Below are 16,514 nucleotides of genomic sequence, written 5' to 3'. Positions count from 1 at the left end.
GGCGGCGGGAAGATGCAAGGTGGGAAAGCGTGAGGCCGGAACAAGCCTCACGCTGAATATCGCGCGCTTACTTGCGCAGCGGGGGCTCGCCGCGCAGTAAACCGGATGCGCCGTCAGAGTAGTCGCGCGGCGGCATGTCCACCGGCGCCTGATCGTTATCCGCCTCTGCTTCGGTTAAGCGATATTTAAAAGGATTATCCTGACCGGGAACGTCGGGCAACAAGTTGTTGGAGCTTTTCGCCATATGTTGGTAAAGCTGGCGGTAATCACGCGCCATGTTGTCCAGCAGCTCGGCGCTACGGGCAAAATGCCCGACCAGTTCCTGACGATACTCTTCCAGTTCCGCTTTGCTCTTTTCCAGTTCGTTTTGTAATACCTGCTGTTGCCGCATCTTTCGATTGCCAAAACGCATGGCGACAGCGCCAATAATAATACCGACGACTAAACCAATCAGCGCATACTCCCAGGTCATAATAACTCCTATTTTGACTTCGTTGTTCCGTAGGGCTTTTCACTTAATATAATAGCCACTATAACCGCTAACCTTGTCTGAGTGGAATCCTGAAGCGTGATGACGGAGGGGAATGTTGACTCATCTCTGGCATCAAGGCGGTTAACTGCTACGATTACGGCTCAAATCGACGACAATGCGCGACAAAACATCATTAAATTTTTTCTCAGGGATCGCGAACATTATGCAGCAAACCACCACACCGCTAACGCTTTATCAGCAGGCACTGTCGGCCGGAGAGTATCAACCTGACGACGTGCAGCATCAAACCATGGTTCAGTTAGACCATATTCATCAGGCGTTATGCGAGCGTGCGGCGCGTTCTGGCGACGATACGGCAGGGCGGCTGGGGAAGTGGCGCGCGTGGCTGGGGTTAAGTGATAAGCGCGCCGCGGTTCCGGTTCAGGGTCTGTACATGTGGGGCGGCGTAGGGCGCGGCAAAACCTGGCTGATGGATATGTTTTTCCATAGCTTACCGACCGAACGCAAACTACGGCTGCATTTCCATCGTTTTATGCTGCGGGTTCATGAAGAGTTGAATCAGCTTCAGGGACAGGAGAACCCGCTGGAAAAAGTGGCCGATGGATTTAAAGCCGAAGCGGACGTGCTGTGTTTTGATGAGTTTTTCGTCTCTGATATCACGGACGCCATGCTGCTGGCCGAACTGCTGCGCGCGCTCTTTTCCCGCGGGATTACCCTGGTGGCGACTTCGAACATTCCGCCCGACGATTTATATCGCAACGGCCTGCAACGGACGCGTTTCCTGCCTGCCATTGATTTGATTAAACAATACTGCGACGTGCGCAATGTTGACGCCGGCATTGATTACCGGTTGCGCACGCTGACGCAGGCTCATCTGTATTTGACGCCGCTCTCTGCCGACGTCGAAACGGAAATGCGGCGCATGTTCACACGGCTCTCCGGTAAGCCGTTTGCGGCGCCCGGTCCGGTGTTGCAGATCAACCATCGCGCGTTGCCGACGCTCAGCGCGGGGGACGGCGTACTTTCGGTGGATTTCGCCACGCTATGCGCCGATGCCCGCAGCCAGCACGACTATATTGCGCTGTCGCAGCTTTACCATACCGTGCTGCTGCATAACGTGAAGATTATGGAAACGAAAGACGAGAACGCGGCGCGCCGCTTCCTGGCGCTGGTGGATGAATTCTACGAACGGCGGGTGAAATTGATTATTTCCGCGCAAGCGCCCATGTTTGAGATCTACCAGGGCGAACACCTGAAGTTTGAATATCAGCGCTGTTTATCCCGCCTGCAGGAGATGCAGAGCGAGGAGTATTTGCGCCAGCCGCATTTAGCATAGATCGGTGATTTTTCTGCGGCCCGGCAAGAAAAAAGGTCGATTTTTGATAACGACTTCTCTATAATCTTGCGACCCCACGTTACAACGAAGTTTTTTTCCCAAAAACTTTATAGTGCCGGCAATGGCTATTCGAAGGGGTAGGTTTGCTGGACTTGATGGTCGTGTGAGCCTCAACTGTTTTCGAGCGTTTGGGTGTTCACCAACGTGTAACTAATTATTGGGTAAGCTTTTAATGAAAACTTTTACAGCTAAACCAGAAACCGTAAAACGCGACTGGTACGTTGTTGACGCGAGCGGTAAGACCCTGGGTCGCCTCGCAACTGAACTGGCTAGTCGCCTGCGCGGCAAGCATAAAGCGGAATATACTCCGCACGTTGATACCGGTGATTACATCATCGTTCTGAACGCAGATAAAGTCGCCGTAACCGGCAACAAGCGTTCCGACAAAATGTATTACCACCACACCGGCCACATCGGTGGTATCAAACAAGCGACCTTTGAAGAGATGATTGCCCGCCGTCCTGAGCGTGTGATTGAAATCGCGGTTAAAGGCATGCTGCCGAAGGGCCCGCTGGGTCGTGCAATGTTCCGTAAACTGAAAGTTTACGCGGGCACTGAGCACAATCACGCGGCACAGCAACCGCAAGTTCTGGACATTTAATCGGGATTATAGGCAATGGCTGAAAATCAATACTACGGCACTGGTCGCCGCAAAAGCTCCGCCGCTCGCGTATTTATCAAACCGGGCAGCGGTAACATCGTTATCAACCAGCGTAGTCTGGAACAGTACTTTGGCCGTGAAACTGCCCGCATGGTAGTTCGCCAGCCGCTGGAACTGGTAGACATGGTTGAAAAACTGGATCTGTTCATCACCGTTAAAGGTGGTGGTATCTCTGGTCAGGCCGGCGCGATCCGTCACGGTATCACCCGCGCTCTGATGGAGTATGATGAGTCTCTGCGTGGCGAACTGCGTAAAGCAGGCTTCGTTACCCGTGATGCTCGTCAGGTTGAACGTAAGAAAGTCGGCCTGCGTAAAGCACGTCGTCGTCCTCAGTTCTCCAAGCGTTAATTTCCTGCTGCTTTCGCAGCGAAATCAATGCGAAAAACCCGGTGCTTGTCGCCGGGTTTTTTCTGTCTGTAAGACTATCGCTATCGAAAATTTTATCGAAAAAAAATAGTCTTTATTTTCTGTGTGTTAACGATGAAATTGCGCTAGCGTCCCCACAGAACGGACAAAATCTGATAAACTATTCGCCGATTTTATGCCTGTTTGCCAGCAAGTGGTTTTTTCTAAATCGACTGATTTTGCCAAGTGGTTCTTTTACCCCGAATGACAAAATACAGATATGGGTTTGCAGGGTAATAGCAGATCGGCTATCCGCCGTATTTTCTCGATAAACTTGGAGGTTTTCATGGCTGTCGCTGCCAACAAACGTTCGGTAATGACGCTGTTTTCTGGTCCGTCCGACATTTTTAGCCATCAGGTCCGCATTGTACTGGCGGAGAAAGGTGTGAGTGTCGAGATTGAGCAGGTAGACATGGATAATCTGCCGCAGGATCTTATTGACCTCAATCCTTATGGTTCGGTGCCGACGCTCGTCGACCGTGAACTGACGCTCTATGAATCACGTATCATCATGGAGTATCTGGATGAACGTTTCCCCCATCCGCCTCTGATGCCGGTGTATCCGGTAGCGCGCGGCAACAGTCGTCTGATGATGCACCGTATTGAAAATGACTGGTACTCTTTGCTGAACAAAATCATGCAGGGCAGCGCGACGGAAGCGGATGCCGCCCGCAAACAACTGCGTGAAGAGCTGCTGGCGGTGGCGCCCGTTTTCAATGAAGCGCCATATTTCATGAGCGAAGAGTTCAGTCTGGTAGACTGCTATCTGGCTCCCCTGTTATGGCGTTTGCCGCAGTTAGGGATCGAATTAAGCGGTTCCGGCGCGAAAGAATTGAAAGGTTACATGACTCGCGTATTTGAACGCGATGCGTTCCTGGCTTCCCTGACGGAAGCTGAACGTGAAATGCGTTTGCAAACCAGAGGTTAAACGAAATGGCGTTGTCTCAACTGTCTCCGCGTCGGCCGTACTTGCTACGGGCTTTTTATGACTGGTTGCTGGATAACCAGCTGACGCCCCACCTGGTTATCGATGTTACTCTGCCGGGTGTCATGGTCCCGATGGAATTTGCCCGTGACGGGCAGATTGTGCTGAATATTGCGCCTCGGGCCGTAGGCGGCCTTGAGCTGGCTGACGACAGCGTTCGTTTTAACGCCCGCTTCGGCGGCGTGCCGCGTCAGGTTTATGTACCCATGGCGGCGGTACTGGCTATTTACGCTCGTGAAAATGGCGCTGGCACGATGTTTGAACCGGAACCCGCGTATGAGTCGGCGGGAGAGGTTGATGATTTCCAGGATGAATCTGCCACATCCGGCACGGTGATGTCGATCGTCGATAATAATCCGCCAGGCGTGACGGATGAAGGCGAGAATCCTGATGACGATCCTCCCCAGCCCCCCAAAGGGGGAAGACCCTCGTTGCGGGTCGTTAAATAGCGAGCCACACTTGTATAAAGGCACATTGAATGTGCCTTTATACATTCTGAATCAGCGCCTATTTTTTGCTGTGATTCATCGTAAAGCCTTGTGCTTTTCTGTGACGGAGGAAGTTATGAGCTATAAGGGGACTTGCTTATGCGGCGGCGTGACGATTTCGACCGCGCAAGCGATTAAAGAGGTAACGGCCTGCCATTGCGGTATGTGTGAAAAGTGGAGCGGCGGGCCTTTTATGTCGGTTGATTGCCGGAACGACATATCGATAGAAGGTGAGGCCAATATCACCTCATATCGCTCTTCAAAATGGGCTGAGCGTGCGTTTTGTAAGGTATGCGGCACACACCTGTTCTTTAAATTGCTTGCGCCAGAGACCTATTTCGTACCGGTTGGGCTGTTTGACGAGTATGCCGAGAAAAAACTTGTTGCTCAGATCTATATCGACAGGAAGCCTGGCTATTACTCGTTTGCTGAGAAAACCCAGGAAATGACAGAGCAGGAGATCGTGAATTTATACAACACCTAGTTCCCGGCGGGGAACAACCGGGCACAGAGGCCCGGTTACGCATCGGTATGCGATTCGGCGATTAGCTGAACACCATCCCGCCATCGATCAGTAAGGATTGTCCCGTCATATAGTCAGAGTCAGGACCGGCCAGATAAGACACGCAGGCAGCCACATCTTCAGGCTCGGAAAGACGGCCCAGCGTGATTTGCTTAGCGAATTCGGCTGTAGCGTAACCCGCAGGTTTGCCCGCTTCTTCTGAAACGATGCGATCTCTTTCACGCCACATCGGCGTATTGACCACGCCAGGGCAATAACCGTTTACGGTAATGCCGTATTTCGCCACTTCACGCGCAACGCTCTGAGTCAGGCCGCGAACGGCAAATTTACTGGCGCTGTAAACCGCCAGGTCGGGGTTGCCCAGATGACCGGCCTGTGAACAGGCGTTAACGATTTTGCCGCCATGCTTCAGGGATTTAAACGCTTCAATCGCGGCCTGCATCCCCCAGATAACGCCGTTAACGTTGATTTTATTAACGCGTTCAATAACTTCCGGCGGCGTAACTTCAAACTGCATATTGGGCGCGATACCGGCATTATTGACGATAACATTGAAGTCGCCTAGTTGCTTCCGCGTCTCTGCTACGGCGGCAAAAACCGCATCGCGATTGGAAACGTCAGCCTGGATGGCAATCGCTTTCCCACCGGATTTATTGATCTCTTCAGCCACGGTTTTGGCGGTGTCTGCATTGTAGTCTACAGCGGAAACGGCAAAGCCGTCTTTTGCTAATCTCAGTGCGATAGCGCGACCAATCCCCTGACCTGCACCGGTGACAAGCGCTACTTTAACTGCCATGTTATCTCCTTAAGATAAATTAAAGTTATAGTTAATATTGAAGTAATCGAATATAGCAATATTAGACACTATGATAGCAGATGCCAAGCAGTTGATTATGATGATTAATTGTCATTGGATGAGATAATATTTCAAAATGTTGCCGATCGCGTGCGGCTCAGATAAAGCAGCGCTATTGATGAGTTAAGGTACGGAGCGGGGCGAGCGCGGTGCGAGGCGTCATAAGCATTGACCTCATCACCGCGTTTTACCTTTATAAAACAACGCCGGGGGCGTTTTTAAATGCCGGCTGTGGCAGCCCGTCTGGGCAAGCCACAGGGATGGGACGAAAAAACAAAAAACAGAGGATTACACTTCCAGGTAGTTCATGATGCCGTCGGCGGCTTTGCGACCTTCGGCAATCGCGGTAACGACCAAATCGGAGCCTCGTACGGCATCGCCGCCGGCAAAGATTTTGGGGTTACTGGTCTGGAATGCATTTTCGCTGCCTTCCGGCGCAATAATGCGGCCTTGCTTATCCAATTCCACGCCGTATTCCGCCAGCCATTCCATTTTGTGCGGACGGAAACCGAACGCCATAACCACGGCGTCCGCTTCCAGTACGTGCTCTGAACCTTCGACGATTTCAGGACGCCGGCGGCCATTGATGTCGGGAGCGCCCAGCGCGGTGCGCGCCATTCTGACGCCGCAAACTTCACCAGCGCCGTTGATTTCGATGCTCAGCGGTTGCAGGTTGAATTTGAACTCAACCCCTTCCTCGCGCGCGTTTTTCACTTCGCGTTTAGAGCCCGGCATGTTTGCTTCATCACGGCGATAGGCGCAGGTGACGTGCGTCGCGCCCTGGCGAATCGAGGTACGCACGCAGTCCATCGCGGTATCTCCCCCCCCCAGCACCACCACGCGCTTGCCTTGCATCGTGATATACGGTTCTTCCTGCGATGCGGCAAAGCCCATCAACTGTTTGGTATTGGCGATCAGGAAAGGCAGCGCGTCATAAACGCCCGATGCATCTTCGTTTTCCAGTCCGCCCCGCATGGATTGATAAGTGCCTACGCCGAGGAACACGGAGTCGTATTCAGCCAGCAATTCTTTTAACTGAACGTCTTTACCCACTTCGGTATTCAGACGGAACTCAATGCCCATGCCGCTGAAAATTTCGCGGCGTTTAATCATGACTTCTTTTCCCAGCTTGAACGCCGGGATGCCGAAGGTCAGCAGGCCGCCGATTTCAGGATGGCGATCGAACACCACCGCCTGTACGCCGTTACGCGCCAGTACGTCGGCGCAGGCCAGCCCTGCCGGCCCGGCTCCGACAATCGCCACGCGTTTGCCGGTCGGCTGTACGTTGGAAACATCCGGCTTCCAGCCCATTTCCAGCGCTTTGTCATTGATATAGCGCTCAATATTGCCGATGGTGACCGCGCCGAATTCGCTATTCAGCGTGCAGGAGCCTTCGCACAGGCGATCCTGCGGGCAAACGCGGCCGCATACTTCCGGCAGGCTGTTGGTTTGATGCGATAGCTCGGCGGCTTCAATAATCCGGCCTTCGTTGGCCAGCTTCAGCCAGTTAGGAATATAGTTATGGACCGGGCATTTCCATTCGCAGTAAGGATTGCCGCATGACAGGCAGCGATCCGCCTGTGCTTTGGACTGACCTTCCGAGAACGGCTCGTAAATTTCAACAAATTCAATTTTTCGAATTTTCAGCGGTTTCTTAGGCGGATCAACGCGCTGCAGGTCGATAAATTGATAAACATTCTGACTCATGATGACCTCTTACTGCGCCAAAACCCGCAGCTCGGCTGCGGAACGACTACGGTGACCCAACAATGCCTTCACATCACTTGACTTCGGTTTCACCAGGGCGAATTTCGCCGCCCATGCCGGCCAGTTAGCGAGGATCTCTTCTGCGCGTTGCGAACCGGTATGTTGCACATGCTCGGTAATCAGTCCGCGCAAATGTTCTTCATGAATCGCCAGTTGTTCTACATCCAGCACTTCCACCAGTTCCGGGTTAACACGTTTGCGGAATTCGCCGTCTTCGTCCAGGACGTAGGCGAAACCGCCCGTCATACCCGCGCCAAAGTTAACGCCGGTGCGGCCCAGCACGCAAACGATGCCGCCCGTCATATATTCACAGCCGTTATCGCCGATGCCTTCCACCACGGTGATGGCGCCGGAGTTACGCACGGCAAAGCGTTCGCCGGCGCGCCCTGCGGCGAACAGTTTCCCGCCCGTCGCGCCATACAGGCAGGTGTTGCCGATGATGCTGGCCTCATGGCTGCGGAATGCCGAACCCACCGGAGGACGCACGGCGATGCTGCCGCCGGCCATGCCTTTACCGACATAGTCGTTCGCATCGCCGGTCAGCGTCAGCTCTACGCCGCCCGCATTCCAGACGCCGAAGCTCTGCCCGGCGGTACCGGTGAAGTAAGCTTTTATCGGGTCGCTCGCCAGACCTTGATCGCCATGCTGCGCCGCGATTTCGCCAGACAGGGTCGCGCCCACGGAACGGTCGGTGTTGCGGATATCAAAGTAGAGCGCTTTACTCTGTTTCGCTTCCACATGCGGCAACGCCTGCGCCAGCAGTTCTTTGTTCAACAGCCCTTTATCGAATGGAGGGTTGCTCTCGGTGCAGTACAGCGCGTTGCCCGGCTGGGGCTGAGCGGTATGCAGCAGCGGGGAGAGATCCAGCTTGTTCTGTTTGGCGGTGAAGCCATCCAGTTCGACCAGCAGGTCGGTACGGCCAATCAGATCCACCAGCCGGCTCACGCCTAGCTCCGCCATCAGCATCCGGGTTTCATGGGCGATGAATTTGAAGTAGTTGGTCACGCGTTCCGGCAAACCGTGGTAGTGATCGCGGCGCAGTTTTTCGTCCTGCGTGGCGACGCCGGTCGCGCAGTTGTTCAGGTGACAGATTCGCAGGTATTTGCAGCCTAACGCCACCATCGGACCGGTGCCGAAACCGAAGCTTTCCGCGCCCAGAATGGCCGCTTTGATGATATCCAACCCGGTTTTCAGCCCGCCGTCCACCTGCAGGCGGATTTTGTGGCGCAAACCGTTGGCGACCAGCGCCTGCTGGGTTTCCACCAGGCCCAGTTCCCACGGACAGCCGGCATATTTCACCGACGTCAGCGGGCTGGCGCCGGTGCCGCCATCGTAACCGGCGATAGTAATCAGGTCGGCATACGCTTTCGCCACGCCGGTGGCGATGGTGCCGACACCCGGTTCGGAAACCAGTTTTACCGAGATCATGGCCTTCGGGTTGATCTGTTTTAGATCGAAAATCAGCTGCGCCAAATCTTCGATTGAGTAGATATCGTGGTGCGGCGGCGGTGAAATCAAGGTCACGCCCGGCACGGAGTAACGCAGTCTGGCAATGTAAGGCGTGACTTTATCGCCGGGCAACTGGCCGCCCTCGCCGGGTTTGGCGCCCTGCGCCACTTTAATCTGAATAACGTCGGCGTTGACCAGATAAGCGGGCGTAACGCCAAAGCGGCCGGAGGCTACCTGTTTGATGCGGGAAACCTTATTGGTGCGGTAGCGTGCCGGATCTTCGCCCCCTTCGCCGGAGTTTGAGAAACCGCCCAGGCTGTTCATCGCTTCGGCCAGCGACTCATGCGCTTCCGGGCTGAGGGCGCCGATCGACATCGCCGCGGTATCGAAGCGTTTGAACATTTCCGTCGCCGGTTCGACGTCATCGATAGAGATCGCGGCGCCTTCCTGCGGTTTCAACGCCAGCAGGTCGCGCAGGGTTGCGGCCGGACGTTGGTTGACCAGCTTGGAGTATTGTTCGTAATCGCTGTATTCGCCGCTTTTAACCGCTTGCTGCAGCGAGGTGACCACGTCGGGGTTGTAGGCGTGATACTCGCCGCCGTGAACGAATTTCAGCAGTCCGCCCTGATCCAGGGTTTTGCGCTTCAGCCAGGCGCGCTTGGACAGGTTTTGCAAATCCTGTTCGAAATCGCTGAAGTTGGCCCCGCCGATACGGCTGACCACGCCCTGGAAACACTGGGTCGAAACGTCCCGGTGCAGACCGACGGCCTCGAACAATTGGGAACAGCGGTAGGACGCCACGGTAGATATGCCCATTTTGGACATGATTTTGTACAACCCTTTGTTGATGCCGTTGCGGTAGTTCAGCATCACAGCCCGATAGGGTTTTTCGATGGTGTGGTTATCGACCATCCGCGCCAGCGTTTCGTAGGCGAGATAAGGATAAATCGCCGTGGCGCCGAAGCCGAGCAGTACGGCGAAATGGTGAGGATCGCGTGCGCTGGCGGTTTCGACAATGAGGTTGGCGTCGCAACGCAGGCTTTTCTCAACCAGGCGGCGCTGAATGGCGCCAACCGCCATCGGGGCCGGCACCGGCAGCCGTTTTTCGGCAATCCCGCGGTCGGAAAGCACCAGCAGAACCGCGCCGTCGCGAACTTTGTGTTCGGCGGCGTCGCACAGTTTTTCAATGGTCTGTTGCAGCGTCTGCTTTTCTGGTTCGAACGTCAGATCCAGTACATCGGCGCGGTAGTGTTGCCGATCCTGTGAGAGCAGCTGTTTGAAATCGGAGTAAAGCAGGATCGGCGATTTAAAGCTCAGGCGGTGCGCCTGGCCTTCCGCTTCACAGAAGACGTTCATTTCGCGTCCGATACAGGTCGCCAACGACATAACGTGCGCTTCACGCAAGGGGTCGATGGGCGGGTTCGTGACCTGGGCGAACTGCTGGCGGAAATAGTCATAAATAATGCGCGGACGGCTGGAAAGTACGGCGAACGGCGTATCGTCCCCCATCGAACCGGTGGCTTCCTGGCCGTTTTCACCCAGGACGCGCAGGATCTGGTCCAGCTCTTCGGCGCTGTAGCCAAACTGTTTCTGGTAGGTTTCCAGTAAGGCATCGTCGAATTCGCGGTTACCGACCTGATCGTCCGGCAGCTCTTCAAACGGCACCAGACGCTGAACGTTTTTCTCCATCCACTCTTTATACGGGTGGCGGCTTTTGAGGTCGTCATCGGTTTCGGCGGAATGCAGAATGCGTCCGTGACGGGTATCGATGACCATCAGTTCGCCCGGCCCGACGCGGCCTTTTTCGACCACTTCATCCGGCTGGTAATCCCAGATCCCCACTTCGGAGGCGCAGGTGATCAGCTTATCTTTGGTTATAACGTAGCGCGCCGGGCGCAGGCCGTTACGGTCCAGGTTACAGGCGGCGTAGCGACCGTCGGACATTACAATGCCGGCCGGGCCGTCCCATGGCTCCATATGCATGGAGTTAAAATCAAAGAAGGCGCGCAGCTCCGGATCCATATCCGGGTTGTTCTGCCAGGCCGGCGGCACCAGCAGACGCATGGCGCGGATGATGTCCATGCCGCCGCTGAGGAACAGTTCCAGCATGTTATCCAGTGAACTGGAATCGGAACCGGTTTCGTTAACGAACGGGGAGGCATCCTGCAGATCGGGGATCAGCGGGGTCTTGAATTTATAAGCGCGGGCGCGAGCCCACTGCCGGTTGCCGGCGATGGTGTTGATCTCGCCGTTATGCGCCAGATAGCGGAACGGCTGCGCCAGCGGCCAGCGCGGTACGGTGTTGGTCGAGAAACGCTGGTGGAACAGGCAGATCGCCGACTCCAGGCGCAGGTCGGCCAGGTCGAGATAGAAGCGCGGTAGATCCGCGGGCATGCACAGACCTTTATAGATGGTAACCAGATTGGAGAAGCTACAAACGTAGAACTCTTTGTCTTCAATCCGTTTTTCGATACGGCGGCGCGCCATAAACAAACGGCGTTCCATATCGCTTTGCAGCCAGCCGGCCGGGGCGTTGACGAAAATCTGCTCAATACGCGGCAGGGAAGAGAGCGCGATCTCGCCCAATACATCAGGATTGGTCGGCACTTCACGCCAGCCAAGCACGGAAAGCGTTTCGTTTTGCAGCTCTTCTTCTACAATGCGGCGAGCGGCTCGGGCCAGCTCTTCGTCCTGATTGAGGAACATCATGCCGACGGAGTAGTTTTTGGCTAACCGCCAGCCGCGTTCCTCCGCCACCAGGCGGAAGAAGCGATCGGGTTTTTGAAGCAATAAGCCGCAGCCGTCGCCGGTCTTGCCGTCAGCAAGGATCGCGCCACGGTGCTGCATACGGGCGAGTGCGTGAATCGCGGTACGCACTACCTTGTGGCTAGGTTCACCTTCTATATGGGCGATTAATCCAAAACCACAGTTGTCTCTCTCTTGAGATGAATCGTACAACATAATAGTGAACCTCCCCGGGCTCTGTGTGACTCTCATAACCTACTGCAAGAAGGCGCTGTGGCGTTGAGCTGCGTATGCCTGCCGCTCTCTTCTTTGGCCTCTCGTGACGGTCTCACAAGTGATGAATGACTTGTTTGTAGAGGGAGTCTTCATTTACTGCATAAATATGACAAGTCGATAACTTGTCGGGAAAGCTTCCAGCGGATTTCCAAATTAGCGAGAAAGCCTGTTCAGGTCAAATACCCATGCAATATAGGCGATTAAGGAATAATTTTTAGTTATACATATGAAACTTAATGATTTTTTTAGTAAAAATATGCCGGCGAACGATTATTGGATCGGATGGAACTGTGAGCTGTATCACTATGCATATGTCATAATATCTTCCCTACATGCTGCCATATTTTTGCTTTGTGGAATCTTATACTGCTTTTGTTTGATTTTTTAACTTATGCCACTGTTTTTCATTTTTCCGTCATCTTCTAATGAATTCAGGCGAGCGGATAAGAAAAATTAATTAGCGTCGATGTGCGTTTATTTGCACCAAAAATGAATAATAATTCATTTTAACCAAAGGCGGGGGATTGATCGGCGTCATCGCGGCCAAAAGGCTGACGGAGTAGGCTGCTCAACCTCAAGAGGGCTAACCAGAATATGCAATTACAAAAATTAATCAATATGTTTGGCGGAAATCTTCAACGCCGCTACGGGGAGAAGATACACAAACTCACGCTGCACGGCGGTTTTAGCTGCCCCAACCGGGACGGCACGCTGGGACGCGGCGGCTGTACGTTCTGTAATGTCGCGTCGTTTGCCGACGAACAGATGCAGCAGCGCAGCATTGCCCAGCAGTTGGCCGCGCAGGCCGGGAAAATAAACCGTGCGAGCCGCTATCTCGCCTATTTTCAGGCTTACACCAGCACCTATGCCGAAGTGAATGTATTGAAAAGCATGTATCAGGCGGCGCTGGCCCAGGCGGATATGGTGGGGCTGTGCGTCGGCACCCGGCCAGACTGCGTGCCGGATACCGTGTTGGATTTATTGTCCGGTTATCATGAGAAGGGTTATGAAGTGTGGCTGGAACTGGGCCTGCAGAGCGCCAGCGACAAAACGCTGCGCCGGATTAACCGCGGCCATGATTTCGCCTGTTATCAACGGACGGTTCGGCGCGCCCGCGAACGTGGCCTGAACGTTTGCTGTCATCTTATCGTCGGCCTACCGGGGAAGACGCGCAACGTTGCTTCTCCACGCTCGATCAGGTTGTTGAAACCGGCGTGGAGGGCATCAAACTCCATCCGCTGCATATTGTCGATGGCAGCATTATGGCTAAAGCCTGGCGTGCGGGCCGGTTGTCCGCGCTGCCGCTGGAAGAATATGTATCGACCGCCGGCGAGATGATTCGCCGCACGCCGCCGGAAATCATCTATCACCGCATATCCGCCAGCGCCCGCCGACCAACGTTGCTCGCTCCGCTCTGGTGTGAAAACCGCTGGACCGGCATGGTCGAGCTGGATCGCTATCTACAGCAAAACGGCGTTCAGGGATCGGCGCTGGGCACGCCTTATCAGTACCATCCTATTTAACGCCGCGCGGCGTTTACCCTAAAAGCGGATTTATGATGCCGCCGGCAAACTATATGTTGCGCCGGGTACCGTATGCGCCGCCATTTTACGATATGATTCGGTGGTTCGTGATTTAAGGAAACCGCTATGAAGCAAATCCGCCTGTTAGCTCAGTACTACGTTGATTTGATGGTAAAACTGGGGCTTGTCCGTTTTTCACTGTTGCTGGCCTCGGTGTTGGTGCTGCTGGCGATGGTGGTGCAGATGGCCGTCACCCTGCTGCTCAGCGGGAAAGTGGAAAATATCGATGTCGTGCGTTCCGTCTTTTTTGGGTTACTGATCACCCCCTGGGCCGTCTATTTTCTTTCCGTGGTGGTGGAACAACTCGAAGAGTCGCGTCAGCGTTTATCAAAGCTGGTTGCGAAGCTGGAAGAGATGCGTCACCGCGATCTGGAGTTGAATGAACAACTGCAGGAAAATATCGCCCAGCTTAATCAGGAAATCGCCGATCGCATCAAATCAGAAGAAGCGCGCCTGCGGGTGGTGAGCAAGCTGAAAGAAGAGATGTCCCGCCGTGAGCAGGCGCAGATTGAGCTGGAGCAACAGTCCGCGTTGTTGCGCTCTTTCCTTGATGCCTCGCCGGATCTGGTTTACTACCGCAATGAAGAAAAAGAGTTCTCCGGCTGCAACCGGGCGATGGAACTGCTGGTGGGCAAAAGCCAGAAACAGTTGATTGGCCTGACGCCGCAGGATGTTTATCCCCCGGATATCGCTGAAAAAGTGATGGAAACGGACGAGAAAGTCTTCCGCCACAACGTTTCGCTGACGTATGAGCAATGGCTGGTCTATCCGGATGGCCGCAAAGCCTGTTTTGAGCTGCGAAAAGTCCCCTTTTACGATCGCATGGGCAAACGTCACGGGCTGATGGGCTTTGGGCGCGATATAACGGAGCGTAAGCGTTACCAGGACGCGTTAGAGAATGCCAGCAGGGAGAAGACCACCTTCATTTCAACAATCAGCCACGAGCTTCGTACGCCGCTTAACGGCATCGTCGGGTTAAGCCGTATCTTGCTGGATACCCAACTGGATGCGGAACAGCAAAAGTATCTGAAAACCATTCATGTCAGCGCGATTACCTTGGGCAATATCTTTAACGACGTGATTGAAATGGACAAGCAGGAGCGCCGCAAGGTGCAGTTGGACAACCAGCCGATAGATTTTACCGGATTTCTGGTCGATCTGGAGAACCTGGGCGGGCTGCTGGCCCAGCCGAAAGGTCTGAAGTTGATCATGGAGCTGCACCAGCCGCTGCCGCAGAAAATCATCACCGACGGCACTCGCCTGCGGCAGATTTTGTGGAATTTGCTCAGCAACGCCGTGAAATTCACGCCGAAAGGAGAAATCGTGGTGCGGGTGTGGCATGAGCAGGGCGATTGTCTGCGCTTTGAGGTCGAGGATTCCGGGATGGGGATCCCGGCGGATGAGTTGGAAAAAATCTTTGCCATGTACTATCAGGTAAAAGACCAGCACGGCGGGAAGCCGGCGACCGGCACCGGAATCGGCCTGTCGGTTTCGAAACGCCTGGCGCAGAACATGGGCGGAGATATTCACGTCGCCAGTATTCAGGGTAAAGGGTCTTGCTTTACCGTGACCGTCACCGCGCCAAGCGTTGAGGAGACGCTCAGTAGCCCTGACGTTGATGATGAGATGCCGCTGCCGGCGCTGCATGTGCTGCTGGTGGAGGATATTGAGTTGAATGTGGTGGTGGCGCGCTCGGTGCTGGAAAAATTGGGCAGCAGCGTGGAAGTGGCGATGACCGGCCAGGAAGCGCTGGATATGTTCGATCCCGATGAGTTTGATTTAGCGTTGCTGGATATCCAACTGCCGGATATGACGGGATTGGATGTGGCCCGCGAGATCCGCAAGCGTTACGCCAACCGCAGTTTGCCGCCGCTGGTCGCGTTGACGGCCAACGTATTGAAAGATAAAAAAGAGTATCTGAACGCCGGTATGGACGACGTACTCAGCAAACCACTGTCGGTCCCCGCGCTGACGACGGTGATCAAACAATATTGGGATCATCAGATTACCCGCGCCGATGAGCCCGTTGCGGCCAAAAACAGCGCGGCGGTTAACGAAGATCTGCTGGATATTGCGATGCTGGAACAGTATCTGGAGCTGGTCGGGCCAAAATTGATTCACCAAAGTCTGGATATGTTTGAGCAAATGATGCCGGGATATTTGGCCATTCTTGATTCCAATATGACCGCGCGCGATCAGAAAGGAATTACTGAAGAAGGGCACAAGATTAAAGGCGCCGCGGGTTCGGTCGGCCTGCGCCATCTGCAGCAGGTCGCCCAACAGATACAGACGGCGACATTGCCGGCCTGGTGGGATAACGTCCAGGAATGGATTGATGAACTGAAGCATGACTGGCGTCATGATGTTCAGGTGCTGCGGGATTGGGTGGCGAAGGCCGAAACAAACGCCAAGGGCTAGTTGGCCGCAGGACGAGGCGAGTAAATAACCCGTTGATTAAAATAGATTCCCGCCTGCGCGGGAATGACGGGTTTGCCGGTCAGGGCTTTGCCATCAAACTCAACCCCGATGTTTTTTGATGCGTGTATCGGCATCACACGGCGGAGTGACCGCGGATCGAAGCTCAGGGATGAGGCGAGTAAAAAATTATCGGGAGAGATTTTTGACAGTGCGGAACGCGGGTTCGAAGGGAGAGTATCAGTAGCTGTCGCCAGAAAAAAATGACCCCGACCGAGGCCGGGGTGCGCGAATTATGCGCCAACACCAGGGAAAACGGGCACCTGCGTTTAGATATCAGGGTTCGTAAGCTCGCAAGTGCGGATGTTCATATCCTAACTATTTTACATCTTCGTCAAGCAACAAAATAGCAAAAGCAGAAACGTTAGTTAGAAGAATCATTAAAATGTGTGATGTAGATTAGTGTTTGTCA

Annotated in this window: 11 protein-coding genes and 1 pseudogene; 8 read left to right on the top strand and 4 right to left on the bottom strand. The window is 54.3% G+C overall.

The annotated features are described in order from the left end of the window. Positions 1-67: 67 nt before the first annotated feature. A complete protein-coding gene (gene zapG / locus HC231_RS21880; RefSeq protein WP_048636506.1) occupies positions 68-472 on the bottom strand; it encodes a Z-ring associated protein ZapG in 405 nt (134 codons plus the stop codon). 223 nt (positions 473-695) lie between these two features. Here zapG and zapE point away from each other — a divergent pair, with 223 nt between their 5' ends. The 6 genes from zapE to HC231_RS21850 all read left to right on the top strand — a co-directional run bounded on the left by zapE (position 696) and on the right by HC231_RS21850 (position 4,912). Next, complete coding sequence (gene zapE, locus HC231_RS21875; RefSeq protein WP_208228760.1) at positions 696-1,829, top strand: cell division protein ZapE; 1,134 nt, start codon at positions 696-698, stop codon at positions 1,827-1,829. A gap of 232 nt (positions 1,830-2,061) precedes the next feature. Next, positions 2,062-2,490: a 50S ribosomal protein L13 gene (gene rplM / locus HC231_RS21870; protein ID WP_208228759.1), complete on the top strand. Its 429-nt coding sequence runs from the start codon at positions 2,062-2,064 to the stop codon at positions 2,488-2,490. 15 nt (positions 2,491-2,505) lie between these two features. Further along, a complete protein-coding gene (gene rpsI / locus HC231_RS21865) occupies positions 2,506-2,898 on the top strand; it encodes a 30S ribosomal protein S9 (RefSeq protein WP_208228758.1) in 393 nt (130 codons plus the stop codon). 343 nt (positions 2,899-3,241) lie between these two features. Next, positions 3,242-3,883 (top strand): stringent starvation protein SspA, encoded by a 642-nt coding sequence (gene sspA, locus HC231_RS21860; protein WP_208228757.1) that lies wholly within the window; start codon positions 3,242-3,244, stop codon positions 3,881-3,883. A 5-nt stretch (positions 3,884-3,888) separates the two neighbouring features. Then, complete coding sequence (gene sspB, locus HC231_RS21855; protein ID WP_208228756.1) at positions 3,889-4,389, top strand: ClpXP protease specificity-enhancing factor; 501 nt, start codon at positions 3,889-3,891, stop codon at positions 4,387-4,389. A 10-nt stretch (positions 4,390-4,399) separates the two neighbouring features. Continuing rightward, entirely contained in the window at positions 4,400-4,912 is a 513-nt protein-coding gene (locus HC231_RS21850; RefSeq protein WP_343073009.1) for a GFA family protein, read from the top strand. 61 nt (positions 4,913-4,973) lie between these two features. On the opposite strand, the gene HC231_RS21845 is transcribed toward HC231_RS21850, so the two are convergent. The 3 genes from HC231_RS21845 to gltB form a co-directional block, all read right to left on the bottom strand. Then, positions 4,974-5,747, bottom strand: a complete 774-nt coding sequence (locus HC231_RS21845) for a (S)-acetoin forming diacetyl reductase (protein ID WP_208228755.1) — start codon at positions 5,745-5,747, stop codon at positions 4,974-4,976. A 348-nt stretch (positions 5,748-6,095) separates the two neighbouring features. After that, positions 6,096-7,514 (bottom strand): glutamate synthase small subunit, encoded by a 1,419-nt coding sequence (locus HC231_RS21840; protein ID WP_208228754.1) that lies wholly within the window; start codon positions 7,512-7,514, stop codon positions 6,096-6,098. Between the two features lie 9 nt (positions 7,515-7,523). Next, positions 7,524-11,984 carry a glutamate synthase large subunit gene (gltB, locus tag HC231_RS21835; protein ID WP_208228753.1) on the bottom strand — a complete coding sequence of 1,487 codons (4,461 nt, stop codon included), beginning with the start codon at positions 11,982-11,984 and terminating at the stop codon, positions 7,524-7,526. Positions 11,985-12,638: 654 nt separating this feature from the next. Here gltB and mnmL point away from each other — a divergent pair. Next, positions 12,639-13,567: pseudogene (gene mnmL, locus HC231_RS21830) on the top strand (tRNA modification radical SAM protein MnmL/YtqA). 126 nt (positions 13,568-13,693) lie between these two features. Continuing rightward, complete coding sequence (gene arcB / locus HC231_RS21825) at positions 13,694-16,045, top strand: aerobic respiration two-component sensor histidine kinase ArcB (protein ID WP_208228752.1); 2,352 nt, start codon at positions 13,694-13,696, stop codon at positions 16,043-16,045. Positions 16,046-16,514 lie beyond the last annotated feature (469 nt).

It is taken from the genome of Brenneria izadpanahii (genome assembly GCF_017569925.1).
GTDB classification, from domain to species: Bacteria; Pseudomonadota; Gammaproteobacteria; order Enterobacterales; family Enterobacteriaceae; genus Brenneria; species Brenneria izadpanahii.
Note: the sequence above shows the minus strand (reverse complement) of the source record. Positions and strands in the feature narration are given on the sequence as shown.

What these genes read in the sequence shown, in the direction of transcription:
- zapG (WP_048636506.1), bottom strand. Translation starts at nt 472, where the DNA reads ATGACCTGGGAGTATGCGCTGATTGGTTTAGTCGTCGGTATTATTATT.
- zapE (WP_208228760.1), top strand. Translation starts at nt 696, where the DNA reads ATGCAGCAAACCACCACACCGCTAACGCTTTATCAGCAGGCACTGTCG.
- rplM (WP_208228759.1), top strand. Translation starts at nt 2,062, where the DNA reads ATGAAAACTTTTACAGCTAAACCAGAAACCGTAAAACGCGACTGGTAC.
- rpsI (WP_208228758.1), top strand. Translation starts at nt 2,506, where the DNA reads ATGGCTGAAAATCAATACTACGGCACTGGTCGCCGCAAAAGCTCCGCC.
- sspA (WP_208228757.1), top strand. Translation starts at nt 3,242, where the DNA reads ATGGCTGTCGCTGCCAACAAACGTTCGGTAATGACGCTGTTTTCTGGT.
- sspB (WP_208228756.1), top strand. Translation starts at nt 3,889, where the DNA reads ATGGCGTTGTCTCAACTGTCTCCGCGTCGGCCGTACTTGCTACGGGCT.
- HC231_RS21845 (WP_208228755.1), bottom strand. Translation starts at nt 5,747, where the DNA reads ATGGCAGTTAAAGTAGCGCTTGTCACCGGTGCAGGTCAGGGGATTGGT.
- HC231_RS21840 (WP_208228754.1), bottom strand. Translation starts at nt 7,514, where the DNA reads ATGAGTCAGAATGTTTATCAATTTATCGACCTGCAGCGCGTTGATCCG.
- gltB (WP_208228753.1), bottom strand. Translation starts at nt 11,984, where the DNA reads ATGTTGTACGATTCATCTCAAGAGAGAGACAACTGTGGTTTTGGATTA.
- arcB (WP_208228752.1), top strand. Translation starts at nt 13,694, where the DNA reads ATGAAGCAAATCCGCCTGTTAGCTCAGTACTACGTTGATTTGATGGTA.